The sequence below is a fragment of the Kaistella pullorum genome (assembly GCF_014837035.1).
Classification (GTDB): Bacteria; Bacteroidota; Bacteroidia; order Flavobacteriales; family Weeksellaceae; genus Kaistella; species Kaistella rhinocerotis.
Window position 1 is genome coordinate 860,578 of the sequence record NZ_JACSPS010000001.1, and the last position, 13,587, is coordinate 874,164.

Annotated in this window: 13 protein-coding genes; 10 read left to right on the plus strand and 3 right to left on the minus strand. The window is 44.2% G+C overall.

Annotation, left to right across the window (positions count from 1 at the left end; translation table 11 throughout):
* Positions 1-113 precede the first annotated feature (113 nt).
* On the minus strand, positions 114-779 hold the full coding sequence (locus H9628_RS04070; protein ID WP_251832838.1) for an HAD family hydrolase: 666 nt from the start codon (positions 777-779) through the stop codon (positions 114-116).
* Between the two features lie 56 nt (positions 780-835).
* On the minus strand, positions 836-1,045 hold the full coding sequence (locus H9628_RS04075) for a DUF5808 domain-containing protein (protein WP_251832839.1): 210 nt from the start codon (positions 1,043-1,045) through the stop codon (positions 836-838).
* A 128-nt stretch (positions 1,046-1,173) separates the two neighbouring features.
* On the opposite strand from H9628_RS04075, the gene speB reads away from it, so the two are divergent.
* On the plus strand, positions 1,174-2,031 hold the full coding sequence (gene speB / locus H9628_RS04080; RefSeq protein WP_251832840.1) for an agmatinase: 858 nt from the start codon (positions 1,174-1,176) through the stop codon (positions 2,029-2,031).
* Positions 2,032-2,304: 273 nt separating this feature from the next.
* Here the strand turns inward: speB and H9628_RS04085 are convergent, their stop codons facing one another.
* Positions 2,305-4,161, minus strand: a complete 1,857-nt coding sequence (locus tag H9628_RS04085; protein WP_251832841.1) for a CocE/NonD family hydrolase — start codon at positions 4,159-4,161, stop codon at positions 2,305-2,307.
* Between the two features lie 64 nt (positions 4,162-4,225).
* Between H9628_RS04085 and H9628_RS04090 the strand changes: the two genes are divergently transcribed.
* The 9 genes from H9628_RS04090 to H9628_RS04130 all read left to right on the plus strand — a co-directional run bounded on the left by H9628_RS04090 (position 4,226) and on the right by H9628_RS04130 (position 13,579).
* The gene (locus tag H9628_RS04090; RefSeq protein WP_251832842.1) at positions 4,226-4,840 is read left to right on the plus strand and encodes an alpha-ketoglutarate-dependent dioxygenase AlkB family protein; all 615 of its coding nucleotides are present in this window, start codon (positions 4,226-4,228) and stop codon (positions 4,838-4,840) included.
* Positions 4,841-4,980: 140 nt separating this feature from the next.
* On the plus strand, positions 4,981-5,460 hold the full coding sequence (locus H9628_RS04095; RefSeq protein WP_251832843.1) for a BON domain-containing protein: 480 nt from the start codon (positions 4,981-4,983) through the stop codon (positions 5,458-5,460).
* Between the two features lie 5 nt (positions 5,461-5,465).
* On the plus strand, positions 5,466-5,885 hold the full coding sequence (locus H9628_RS04100) for an SH3 domain-containing protein (RefSeq protein WP_251832844.1): 420 nt from the start codon (positions 5,466-5,468) through the stop codon (positions 5,883-5,885).
* A 246-nt stretch (positions 5,886-6,131) separates the two neighbouring features.
* Complete coding sequence (locus tag H9628_RS04105) at positions 6,132-7,382, plus strand: dicarboxylate/amino acid:cation symporter (RefSeq protein WP_251832845.1); 1,251 nt, start codon at positions 6,132-6,134, stop codon at positions 7,380-7,382.
* Positions 7,383-7,418: 36 nt separating this feature from the next.
* On the plus strand, positions 7,419-8,732 hold the full coding sequence (gene brnQ, locus H9628_RS04110; RefSeq protein ID WP_262891780.1) for a branched-chain amino acid transport system II carrier protein: 1,314 nt from the start codon (positions 7,419-7,421) through the stop codon (positions 8,730-8,732).
* 85 nt (positions 8,733-8,817) lie between these two features.
* A complete protein-coding gene (locus H9628_RS04115; protein WP_251832846.1) occupies positions 8,818-9,921 on the plus strand; it encodes an Mrp/NBP35 family ATP-binding protein in 1,104 nt (367 codons plus the stop codon).
* A 48-nt stretch (positions 9,922-9,969) separates the two neighbouring features.
* Complete coding sequence (locus tag H9628_RS04120) at positions 9,970-10,203, plus strand: NifU family protein (RefSeq protein ID WP_251832847.1); 234 nt, start codon at positions 9,970-9,972, stop codon at positions 10,201-10,203.
* Between the two features lie 158 nt (positions 10,204-10,361).
* Positions 10,362-11,219, plus strand: coding sequence for a BadF/BadG/BcrA/BcrD ATPase family protein (locus H9628_RS04125; protein WP_251832848.1), 858 nt, complete (start codon positions 10,362-10,364; stop codon positions 11,217-11,219).
* A 74-nt stretch (positions 11,220-11,293) separates the two neighbouring features.
* On the plus strand, positions 11,294-13,579 hold the full coding sequence (locus H9628_RS04130; RefSeq protein WP_251832849.1) for an NADP-dependent malic enzyme: 2,286 nt from the start codon (positions 11,294-11,296) through the stop codon (positions 13,577-13,579).
* Positions 13,580-13,587: the final 8 nt, after the last annotated feature.

Sequence of the window (13,587 nt, forward strand, 5' to 3'; positions counted from 1 at the left end):
CCGCCGCAAAAAAGGATTTCCACTTCAATCGGGGCTAGGATGTCGGGTATTTGCATTTCCCACCGCTGGGTTGTACAAATAGGCTTTTCGCCGCTCGCTTCGCTCGCGCCCCATTATTCCCCAAATAAACTTTTAATCTTCTCCGCCTCAATCTCCGAAAAATCTGAAATTACCAGATTGGCCTTACTGTAATCCTGATTCACGGAATGCTCACTTTTATAGGCCACACAGAAGATTCCCGCCGCGTGTGCAGCCAAAATCCCGTTCGTTGAATCTTCGATAACAAGGCAGTTTGGCGTAGGTTCTCCAGCCATTTTCGCGGCTAACTGAAATATCTCGGGATGAGGTTTAGATTCTTTCAAACTTGCGCCACTGATCTTTCCGGAAAAATATTTTTCAAGTCCGAATTTCTCAAAAACCCAGTTGATCGTGTTCATGTGAGCGGAGGAAGCCAGGATAAGTTTCAGGCCGTTTTGATTATAGTTTTCAATCAGATCTTTTACGCCCTGAAGTAAATCGAAATCCGCATCGTTATCAAAATAATGCTTGAAATAGCGGCGCTTAACCGAAGCTAATTCTTCGTGCGGCAACTTTAAGCCACATTTTTCCACCAAAGTGGTGCAGACTTTCTTTGTAGAGGCACCGGTGAAGCTCGTGTAAAGTTCTTCAGATACCTCGATGTTCAGGTCTGCAAATAATTTAAAATAGGCTTTACGGTGCAGTGGTTCGGTATCTACAATCACACCGTCCATATCAAAAAGTACAGCTTTTAATGGCATATCTGGAATTTGCGCAAAGGTAGAAAAAGCGTACGAAGCTCAGGGAGTGAAAAATTTTATACGCTTTCTTCGATGATATAAATTAATAAGAAGAAAGAAGCGATCATTAGTACCAACGCAAGTACTGATTTCCAGTTGGCGAAATTCACTGTCCAGCCCATCCACGGATGGCGTTTCGGTGGAAAGATCCGCCGGTCATTTTTGTTATAATAGAAAACGCCCCATATCCAGTTGCTGGCGTCGTTTCCATACTTATCGGTTTTCATCTTGTAAGGTTTGACTTAAAGTTACGTTTTTTTTGTGATAATCGTTGAACTGAAGATGGCTTCGGTTTACAATCGGTTTTTTTACCTTTGGCATTCAAAAAAAATTAAATTTTAAACTAACAATTCAAATGAAGACATACGCAGGAATACCCGAAGAAAACGCCACCCTGGAAAACTCAAAAGTGATGCTCGTGACGGTTCCTTACGACGGAACTTCAACTTGGGGAAAAGGTGCCGATAAAGGCCCGGAACTTTTCTTGGACGCTTCTGAAAATATGGAGCTTTTCGATATTGAAACCCGCACCGAACCTTATCTGGAAGGCGTTTATCTGGCTGGGGAAATTTCGGAAGATTCTACTCCTGAAGCGATGACCGAGGCGGTTTACCAAAAGACAAAAGAACTGCTGAATCATGATGATAAACTTTTCACGCTGTTCGGCGGTGAACATTCGGTTTCAATTGGTTCGATCCGCGCGGTGGGTGAAAAGTATGAAAACCTCACGGTACTTCAGCTTGATGCGCATACAGATTTGAGACCTGAGTTCCACGGTACCACGTCAAACCACGCGTGTGCGGTGTATGAGGCCAGCAAAAAACACAATCTGGTTCAGGTTGGTATCCGTTCGATGGACGCGGAAGAAATGGAGCACGTGAATGAAGAGCAGTGCTTCTGGGCTCACGAAATTGCGGTAAACCCGAACTGGATCGACGATGTGCTGGCAAAAGTTTCCGGGAATGTCTATATCACCATCGATCTAGATGCGTTCGATCCGTCACTCGCGCCTTCAACCGGAACACCGGAGCCGGGCGGTCTAGAGTGGTACCCAACTTTAGAATTATTGAAAAAAGTATTCGAAAAGTGCAATGTTGTTGCTTTTGATATTGTAGAATTAATGGATTCGCCGATGCCGAAACCAAGCGCTTTCCTAGCAGCGAAACTTTATTATAAGATGCTGGCGTATTATCATTTGGGAAGAGCAAAGTAAAAACAGCCAGGTAAAAAGAGCCAGGAATCTAGAATCAAGAAAAAGATGCTTTCCATAATTTTTGGAAAGCATTTTTTGTATTGTATTTAAAAAAGAGACCTTTTTAATGTTTTTTCACCGGAAAGTCTCAAACACACGTGCGACAAGCTTTCCGGTGTTCCGGAAAGTCCCAAACACATGTTCAACAAACTTTCCGGAAGACCCGAAAAGTCCAAACACTCGTGCGACAAACTTTCGGGAAATTGGGTAATGCAATTCAATGTTGTGTTGTCTTTATTTCAAAACATCAACTTCCAAAGAACTGTCGCCAAAAACGTTTATAAAGGCTTTTGTGTAATCATCTTTAGTAGCGAAGTTCGGATTGTCCAAAAATTTCTGAGGATTTACAGAAAACAGCGGAAACCACGTGCTTGAAATCTGAACCTGGATTCTGTGACCTTTTTTGAAGGTATGCACCACGTCCTGCAACCTGAAATTCACGGCCATTTTTTGATTCGGCACCAGGGCTTCCGGCTTTTCGCGTGAGTTCCGGAATCTTGCAGGCATTATTTCGCTGCGAACCATCTGGTGGTAATTTCCGTAAACCACGCCGTCTTTCTTTTCTGTGGGTTTGAAGTCTCCCGGATAGACATCGATAAGTTTGAGCGCAAAATCTGCATCGGTAGAAGTAGAGGAAATATTGAGTTTGGCTAAAATTTCGCCTGCAAAAGTGAGGTCTTCCGTGAGTACATCGGTTGTGAATGTGATCACATCCGGCCTTCCCACAGCGAAACGCTGGTCTTCGCTCATATAATTTCGCGGTGTGAACCCGTTGAAGTCTTTCAGTTTATCTGAACTTAAAACCGGATTGTTCGGATCGCTGTAATACTCCGAGATTGAGTTGGAAGCTGCCGGTTTCAGGGTTCCGTCTGCGAGGAAAAAGTTGACTTTCTGCGCGTTTTTAGGCGGATAAACATCAAATTCTTTCCATTCTTTCTTTCCGGTATCATACATCATCGCTTCGGGCAAACCGGCCTCAGCTTTGGAATTCCCTTTAAGATAATGACTGAAAAATTTCGTTTCCAGATTTTTTTGATAATAGGTCGCAATGCTGTCTCCGAAATAAATTTCATTGTGAAAATGTTTCCCGGTTTCCCGGCTCCACGCGCCGTGCGAGAATGGTCCCATCACGATGGTGTTTTTAGCTTTTGGGCTCGTTTTCTCAATGGTTTTATAAATATTTAGAGGTCCGGACAGATCTTCAGCATCAAACCAGCCGCCAACGGTCATCACCGCGTGCTTCACGTTTTTTAAGTGTGGTAGCAGACTTCTTTTTTGCCAGAATTCATCATAATTCGGATGATTCATAATCTCGGTCATAAAGAAATTGTCTTTGTAGTATTTATCATAGCCGTCTTTCAGCGTTCCCATATCACGGTAAAACTTTAAGCCGTCCTCTGAAGTGGATTTAATCATGCTGTCGCTGTACCACGCCTTATTTTCAGCTTTTGTCTTTTGGACGCCGAAAACCGGAAAGGTCTTGAAGTAACCCAGCATAAACTTGCCATTGTGCAGAAAATCATCATTCCAGAAATCTGAAATCGGAGCCTGCGGCGATGAAGCTACAAGCGCCGGATGATCCGCCAATATCCCTGCAGCCGTGTAGAATCCGGGATAAGAAGTGCCGTATTGGCCCACTTTGCCGTTATTGTTTTTTACATTTTTAAGCAACCATTCAATCGTATCGTAAGTGTCCGTGCTTTCATCAACATCTTTTTTGGTTTTGCGCTCCACCTGTGGCGTCATATTGGTGAAGGTGCCTTCGCTCATGTACCGGCCGCGCACATCCTGATAGACGAAAATATATTTGTCATTCATCAGCAACTTGTTGGGGCCCAGCGATGCACGGTATTCGTTTTCGCCATATGGCGCGATGCTGTAGCAGGTACGCTGCATGATGAAAGGGTATTTCTGAGACTTCGAAATGCCTTTTGGAATATAAATGGCAGTGAAGAGTTTTACACCATCGCGCATCGGGATGTACACTTCCTGTTTCGTGTAATTATCTTTTACAAATGTATTGTCGGGACGCGTCTGCGCGAATGTGGAGAGTACGCAGAAAATCAGCGCAAATTCCAGGAATTTTTTCATGAATGATAATTTTGTCCGAAAGTATAAAAAACATACTAAATTTAAGAGGTAAAAACGCGGAATAATGAGCTTATTTGATAATAATTCGGATCCAAACATCAATCTTTTGCCACACGACGGTACTGTAAATTACTATGGGAAGATTTTAACTAAAGATGAGGCCGACCGATTTCAACAGGCACTTTTGAATACCATCCAATGGCGCAATGATGAGGCCGTGATTTTCGGTAAAAAAATCCTCACAAAGCGCAAAGTAGCGTGGTACGGCGATGAAGAATTTAAATATACCTACTCTAAAACGACCAAAACCGCACTTCCCTGGACTGCGGAACTGCTGGAGCTAAAGAAAATTTGCGAGGCAGAAACAGGTGAGATATTCAATTCGTGTTTGCTCAATCTCTATCATTCCGGCGACGAGGGAATGGCCTGGCACAGCGATGCGGAGAAAGATCTAATGAAAAATGGCGCCATCGGATCCATGAGTCTGGGTGCTGAAAGAAAGTTTGCATTTAAACATAAATCAACCGGTGAAAAAATTGAGCTGATGCTGGAACACGGCAGTTTGCTCGTGATGAAAGACGAAACCCAAACGTTCTGGCTGCATCGGCTGCCGCCCACGAAGAAGGTGAGCGAACCGAGAATCAACCTTACTTTCCGCACGATTCAAAATATCTCTTAAGCGTGGGAACTAAAAAGCTTAAAATATGTCCGTTGAGGAAAAATACCTGAAAAATTGTGAAAAGTTTAATACTTGTTAGCTATTTGGCATCAATTTTAATGGCTAAATTTGAAATTACTAAATCATAAAATCATCAAACTATGAAAAAACTAATTGCAGCCTCAACTCTCGTATTGGCGGTTTCATTTACATCTGTAGCGTGCAAGAAGAAGGTGACTGATGCCGATCTTCAGACGCAGGCAACTACCGTAGTTACTGCGAATCCTCAGGCAACTGTGGAAGTGAAAGACGGTACGGCACATCTTAGCGGTACTTTTGAAGATGAAGCCTCACGTGATCAGATGATTGCATCTTTAAAGGCAATTCCAGGAATCAAAGACGTTATGGACATGTCCAAAATAGAGGCGCCTGTGGTAGTGGAAACTGTGTCCGCAGTAGATCCGGCTGTTCAGCAAAAAGTGACTGACGCCGTGAAAGACTTCCCTTCAGTTTCTGTAGAAGTTGTAAATGGCGAACTCACCCTTACCGGAAACGTTTCACCGGAGCAGGCAAGAAAAATCAAGATGTCTGTAGATGCCCTTCAGGCCGGCAAAGTAAATTATAATTATACCGTAAAATAATAGCTATGAGTACATTACAGGATAAATACGCCGGTGTAATCGCTGCAGCACAGTCTGCGGGAATCCGGAATCTTCAGATTGCCGAGCAGGACGGTATTTTATACGTTTCAGGCGATGCCGCTTCTAGCGCCGCGAAAGACAGTGTCTGGAATGCTTTAGGCGCGATCGATACAACGTATTCTGCATCAGATATTAATTTAAATGTGCAGGTTTCAGGCCTTTCGGCAGGCTCATCACTTACCGTGGCTACAGATAATTCAAACCTGAATATCCGCCAGGAAGCTTCTACCGACGCCGCAATCGTGGGCAAGGCAGGCAAAGGCGACAGCGTAACACTGGTGGAGCAAACCTCCGATGACTGGTGGAAAGTACGCACCGCAGATGGCGTGGAAGGTTATGCTTACTCGCGCTATCTCCGTTCATAGAAAGTCTTTTCGTTATATATTTGGTAACCTCTGGATTTGTTTCAGAGGTTTTTTTATGGGCCATCCCGAAAAATTGCCCGCGCTATTGTCCGCGCCAATTTTCGGGACCGCGCTCTCCGTTACAATCTCCGCGGTCTTTTCAGGCCGCGGAGGATTTTCACTGCGATCGCTTGTCCGGCGCAGTTTCCCAAATTTATGTATGTTAAAAAAACTATATTTGTAACCTTACACACAACAAAAATTAACATGAAAGGTCAAAACAAGCTTTTTATTGCCATCGTAGTGGCGCTCATCATAGGAGTGATCATGGGTGGGGTGGTACACACACAGTTTCCCGAAAATGCAGAAGGATTTTCCACCAACATCAAACTTTTGGGAACGATATTCATCCGTCTGGTGCAGATGATCATCGCACCGCTTGTTTTCACCACGCTTGTTGTAGGTATCGCTAAGATGAGTGATATGCGGATGATAGGCCGTGTGGGCACGAAAGCCATGCTGTGGTTTATCACAGCGTCTTTGGTTTCCCTGATGATCGGACTTATTTTTGTAAACTGGCTCGAACCGGGTTACGTAATGCAACTAGAAAAACCCGCGGCGGATGCAGCTGGAGATGTGGTGGCAAACAGCCAGGGACTTTCATTGGAACAGTTCGTAAAACACATCATCCCGAAAAGTTTGTTCGAAGCTTTCGCGACCAACGAGGTCCTGCAGATCGTCGTGTTTTCCATTATGTTTGGCGTTGCCCTCGCTAACATGGGTGAAGATTATACAAAACCGATCGTTCGCGCGCTCGATATCCTTGCTCACGCCATCCTGAAAATGGTAGGCTATATCATGTGGTTTGCACCTTTTGGTGTTTTAGGAGCTATTGCCGCAGTAGTTGCAACGAACGGATTTGATATATTCAAAGTATACGCAATTTACCTCCGCGACTTCTTCTTCGCGTTGGCCATCCTGTGGCTAGTTCTGTGTATTGTCGGCTATTTAATTCTTGGAAACAGACTTTTTGAACTATTAAGAAGAATAAAAGAGCCGTTGCTTATCGCGTTTTCCACCACAAGTTCAGAAGCGGTTTTCCCGAAACTCGTGGAAGAACTCGAAAGATTTGGCTGTAACAACCGTATCGTTTCCTTTATTCTACCGCTGGGTTACTCTTTCAACCTCGACGGAAGTATGATGTACATGACGTTCGCCGCGATATTCATTGCACAGATCTACGGAATTGATATGTCGCTCGGGCAGCAGATAATCATGCTGTTGGTTTTGATGCTTACCTCGAAGGGGATCGCGGGCGTTCCGCGTGCCAGCCTCGTGATCATTGTGGCAACATGCACAATGTTCGGCATTCCGCCTGAAGGAATCGCGCTAATTCTTCCAATCGATCACTTCTGCGATATGGGTAGAAGTATGACTAATGTTTTAGGAAATGCGCTCGCTACTTCCGCTGTTTCTAAGTGGGAAGGTCAGCTTGATAACCACGGCGGGGATCTTTAATACATTTATTTAGGTTTAAAATTTAATAAGTCAGCCTTGAAAAACAAACTGGGTACAGCGGTAACATTGGGTTTCGCGCTGTTTGCAATGTTCTTTGGCGCGGGCAATCTTGTATTGCCGCCCTTTATAGGCCTGCAATCCGGAGATGAATGGTTTGCTGCCGTTTCGGGTTTCTTCACTACAGGTATCATCGCACCATTTTTAGGTGTGCTCACCGTAGTGCTGTTCGGAACTTCTTTTACCGATCTTGGCAAAAAAGTGAACCCTACAATTGTAACCGTGCTCGCGCTGCTGATTATGCTCTGTATCGGACCTTTTGTGGCGATACCGCGTACTGCCGCTGCGACATTTGAAATCGGCATCCAGCCTGCTTTCACGGGTTTTAATCCGGTTGTCTTTTCGGTTTTATTTTTTTCGGTTGTGTTCTTTTTGTCGGTTTCACCGTCAAAGATCGTAGATATCATCGGCAATTTCCTTACGCCTTTTCTGATCATCAGTCTGGGGGTACTGGTGGTTTTAGGACTTTTAAATCCAACCGCAATTGCCCTCGAAACGGATCTGAGCGCGCAGGAGTCTTATGTTTACGCATTCCATCAAGGCTATCAAACTTTAGATGTTCTGGCATCTGTCATTTTCGCGGGCATCATCATTTCCGCCGCCATTGATAAAGGTTTTACCAACGCTAATGAGCGGTTTAAAATAACAGTTTTCGCCGGTCTTATTTCTATGATGGCCCTGCTTTTCATCTACGGCGGCCTGATTTATCTTGGTGCACATTCAGGGATTTCGGTGTCACAGGAGATTTCACGCGTGGATCTGCTGCTCTCTATTTCGAGAGCGGTGATGGGAACTAATGGTACAGTCGTAATTTCTATGGCGGTGGCACTCGCTTGCCTCACAACAGCGATTGCACTCACGGCCGCGATGGGCAGTTTTATCGATAAGTTGACGAAGGGGAAAATCAGTTACCGTGTTGCTGTAATACTTACATGCATCGTTTCGGGCTATTTTTCGGTGAAAAGCGTTGATGAAATCATCGAATATGCGGTGGTGATCTTAAGTTTTGTCTATCCGATCACATTCGCGCTTATACTGACACTTTTATTCTTTGGCAAAATAATTTTTTCGAAATCACCTTATATCGCAGCAATTGCAACAGCGGGCGTCGTGGCGTCGCTAGCGGTATTCAAACATTTCGGTCTGTTCAGTGAGCAGATTGATGTTTTGAACACCTGGTTGCCACTGTCTGAGCATGAACTTGGCTGGGTTTTGCCTTCCTTCCTTGCATTCTTCATTACTGCTGGCTTAAACCGTGGCCTGCGAAAGTCCCGGAATACGTCACCTTCCTGATTGATGTCAGGTTTAACTTACTTTTTATTCATTCTAAATTACAGATTAAATTACGTAAATTTGCCTTTCAATCAGAGCAAATATTATGTTGACCAAAGATAAAGTTCAGGCCTTTCTAAAAGAAATTGAAGTTGATGATTTAGTGCACAATTTCCAGGTAATGGGCAAAGATGTGTATATTGATATGACCGCGCATTCACCGGCCATGCATGAAAAAAAGAAACTTGAAGCCGCAATGAAACAGGCTTTTTCTTCCCAGTTCGGTGAAGATGTTGTCTTAAAGCTTAAAATAGCTTCACCGGAACCGTCGGAAATTCAACAAAGCCAGATCAAAGGCAAGCAGATTCCGGGAATCCAGAATATTATCGCAGTTGCGTCCGGCAAAGGTGGCGTGGGTAAGTCTACGGTAGCTGCAAATCTCGCGGTTACATTAGCCAAAATGGGCTTTAAAGTAGGAATTTTAGATGCCGATATTTACGGTCCGTCTGTCCCAACTATGTTTGATACAGAAGGTGCAAAACCTCTTTCTGTAGAGATCGACGGGAAGAATCTGATGAAACCAATCGAAAATTATGGCGTGAAAATGCTGTCGATTGGCTATTTTTCCGGTGCGAACCAAGCGGTGGTTTGGCGTGGTCCTATGGCGAGCAAAGCATTGAATCAAATGATTCGTGATGCGGCTTGGGGCGAACTTGATTTTCTGTTGATCGACCTTCCTCCGGGGACGGGTGACATTCACCTTTCCATCATTCAGGAAGTTCCGGTTACCGGCGCCGTGATTGTGAGTACACCTCAGCATATTGCTTTAGCCGATGTACGTAAAGGTATTGCGATGTTCCAGATGGAAAGCATCAACATTCCGGTGCTTGGACTCATCGAAAATATGTCTTATTTTACCCCTGAAGAACTTCCGGAAAACAAATATTATATTTTTGGCAAACAGGGCGCGCAGTATCTTGCTGAGGACCTCGGCATCCCGGTTTTGGGTGAAATTCCAATCGTACAGAGTATCCGTGAAGCCAGCGATGTAGGTCGTCCGGCATCATTGCAGGAAGGGACACTTATCGGTGATGTGTACAAAAAGGTTGCGCAGAATATGATAGAAAGTCTTGTGGAAAGGAATAAAAACCTGCCGGCGACAGAAGCGGTGAAAATCACTACCATGGCTGGCTGCTCTCCGAAGAAATAATTAAAAAATGCGCAAAGCAACATTTTGCGCAGCAAAAATAGAGTCTCTATGCACGAACAAACTGTAAATAATGTGATGTACGCCCTCGAAAAAATTCGGCCTTTCCTGAACAAGGACGGTGGCGATATAGAGCTTGTAGATGTGCGGGACAGCATAGTTTATGTAAAACTGCAGGGAAACTGCAATGGCTGCCCGATGAGTTTCTCTACCATGAAACTTGGCGTAGAGAATACCATAAAACAACATGCTCCTGAGATCCAGGAAGTTGTAAATGTGGAGTAAAATCTCTTCAGAACCTTACTCAAAAGCAATTCGTAACTTTGAATTGCTTTTTTTTGGCACTGAAGTTTTTTAGGACGCCACAACGGACAAAAATGGCGGAAACCTGCGGGTTTTTCGCGATATAATTGGTATTTTAGCGCACTAAACCTCACTGATATATGATTGCCATTATAGACGGCGGCTCTACAAAATGTGACTGGGTTATTCTTGAAAATTCAGGCAAACTTAGCCTTCGGACCACCACGCTGGGCTTTAATCCGAACATTATAAATCCGGATTTTATTCCACAGGAAATCAACCGCAATCAGGATCTGTTTTTTCTGAAAAATCATATCGAAAAAGTGTTTTTCTACGGTTCAGGCTGCGGAACTTCGCACAACTGCAAAAAAGTGTATAAAGAGTTTTCTGAAATTTTTCCGAATGCAGAGGTTTCAGTTCGGGAAGATATGACGGCTGCAGCGTATGCCGCCTACAACGGATCACCCGCTATAGTTTGTATATTAGGCACCGGCTCGAACTCGTGTTTTTTTGATGGTGAAAGAATCCGGGTTGATCTGCCTTCACTCGGTTTTCTTATTGGTGACGAAGGCAGCGGGAGCGCGCTCGGAAAACAGTTGCTTCGCCGTTTCTTTATGAAAAAACTGCCTAAGGACCTGGAAGAGGATTTTAAACAGACGTATAATCTGACGATAGAGGAGGCCATCCAAAAAATGTATCACAACCCGAGAGCGAATGCATATCTGGGTGAATTTAACCAGTTTATTGCCAACCGCAGGAAGCACCCGTATTTTCAGAATATGGTGTTTGATGAAATGAAGAATTTCCTTGATTATCAGGTTCTCCCATATCCGGAAGCGAGGGAAGTAGAGGTGAACTTCATTGGGTATATTGCCTTCATTTATGAAGATATTCTGCGCTCAGCCGCCGCAGAACTCAATCTTAAAATAGGGAATGTAGTGCAGAAACCCATTGAAAGCCTTGTGAATTACCATAAAAAGTACATGCTGAATCTTTAAGAGATCTCAGTTCAAATTTAATCAGGCCCAAGCGCCTTCGGCAATTTTATGTGCCGGTTTTTTTTTATTTAATTATGTCAAATCAAAACAACCGCGACGAAAAAGCGTTCAATCAGGCAGCGCTTGATTATCATCGTCAGCAACCCAAAGGAAAAATTGAGGTCATACCCTCGAAACCGCATACTTCACAGCGTGATCTTTCGCTTGCGTACTCTCCAGGTGTGGCGATTCCGTGCCTCGAGATAGAAAAAGACCCAAAGCTTGCTTACGAATATACAGGAAAAGGCAATCTTGTAGCGGTAATTTCGAACGGAACAGCTGTTTTAGGTTTAGGCGACATCGGTGCCGAAGCATCAAAGCCTGTGATGGAAGGTAAAGGACTTTTATTTAAAATCTTTGCCGATATCAACGTTTTTGATATTGAAATCGATGAAAAAGATCCTGACAAATTCATTGAGATCGTAAAAGGAATCGCGCCAACTTTTGGTGGAATCAACCTTGAAGATATCAAAGCGCCCGAAGCGTTCTACATTGAGCAACGCCTGAAAGAAGAGCTTACTATTCCCTTGATGCATGATGATCAGCACGGAACCGCGATCATTTCTGCAGCAGCGCTCATCAACGCACTGGAAATTGCCGGCAAAGATATCGGTGACGTGAAAATGGTGGTCAATGGTGCCGGTGCGGCTGCCATCGCCTGTACGAAACTGTATCTGGAACTTGGCCTTAAAAAGGAAAATGTGCTGATGTGTGATTCCAAAGGTGTCATCAGCCACACCAGAGAAAATCTTACGCCGGAAAAATTAGATTTTGTTCGCGAAACCGATTTGAAAACCCTTGAAGAAGCTACGCGTGACGCGGATGTTTTTATCGGACTCAGCAAAGGTAATGTACTCACGCCGGAGATGCTCTTGTCTATGGCGGACAATCCGGTGGTATTCGGGTTGGCCAATCCGGATCCGGAGATAGAATACGACCTCGCAATGGCCACACGTCCGGATACCATCATGGCGACAGGCCGAAGCGATTATCCTAACCAGGTGAACAACGTACTTGGATTCCCTTACATCTTCCGTGGTGCGCTGGATGTGCAGGCAACAGGAATTAATGAAGCGATGAAGCTGGCTGCTGTGTATGCCATTGCTGAATTGGCCAAAGAACCTGTACCGGAAGCGGTAATTTTAACGTATAATCTGAAGAGTTTGAATTTCGGTCGTGAATATTTTATTCCAAAACCGTTTGATAACAGACTCATTACTAAAGTTTCAATGGCCGTTGCTAAAGCTGCGATGGAAAGCGGTATAGCCGGCAAACCAATCGAAAATTTTGACGATTACGAAACCGCTTTGCTCGACAGGATGGGCCGTGATGAGAAACTGATCCGAATGATGCAAAACCGTGCGAAAGCCAATCCTAAAAGGGTTACGCTCGGCAACGCAGAAGAATATAATGTATTGAAAGCGGCGCAGATCCTCTATGAAGAAGGTATTGCACAGCCAATTCTCTTAGGCGATAAGAAATATATTCAGGAGCAGATGCAGAAATTCGGCATTGAGCTTAATGTTCCAATTGTAGATCCTGCCAGCGATGAGCAGGAAGAAAAGCGCAAAATTTACCGCGATGACTTGTGGAAACTGCGTCAGCGCAAAGGAATGAATGAGTACAAAGCGAAAAAATTTGTACGTCAGCGAGATTATTTCGGGCCAATGATGTTGAGAAATGGTGATACAGATGCGCTGATTGTTGGTTTTTCGAAAAATTATTCATCGACATTAAGACCTCTTCTGGAGACCATCGGTAAAATAAAAGGTGTAGATAAAGTTTCGTCGATGATGATGATTCTCACCGAAAAGAAGCCAATTTTCTTCGCTGATGCGTCGATCATTCAGAATCCTACAGCGGAAGATCTTGTAAATATTGCAAAAATGGCTGAAACTGTCGTGAAAAGTTTTGCTATCGAACCGCGCATTGCGATGCTTTCGTTTGAAAACTTCGCAGCGATTTCCGATACCAGCAAAAAGGTGGCAAAAGCCGTTTCTATTCTCCACGAGAAATATCCAAATATGATCGTGGACGGAGAAATTCAGCCTGATTTCGCGATGGATGCGGATCACCTTTCAGATTATCCGTTCTCGAAACTCGGTACTACGCCGGCGAACGTTTTCGTGTTTCCAAATCTTGAAAGTGCGAATCTCTCGTATAAAATCATTCGCGGGATGAAGGTTGCACAGGTAGTAGGCCCAATTCTGATGGGACTTCAGCATCCTGTCCATGTTCTGCAGATGCGCGCGAGCGTCGATGAGATTGTGAATCTGGCTACAATCGCAGTGCTCGATGCACAGCAGCGTCAAGAGCAATAAACATTTAA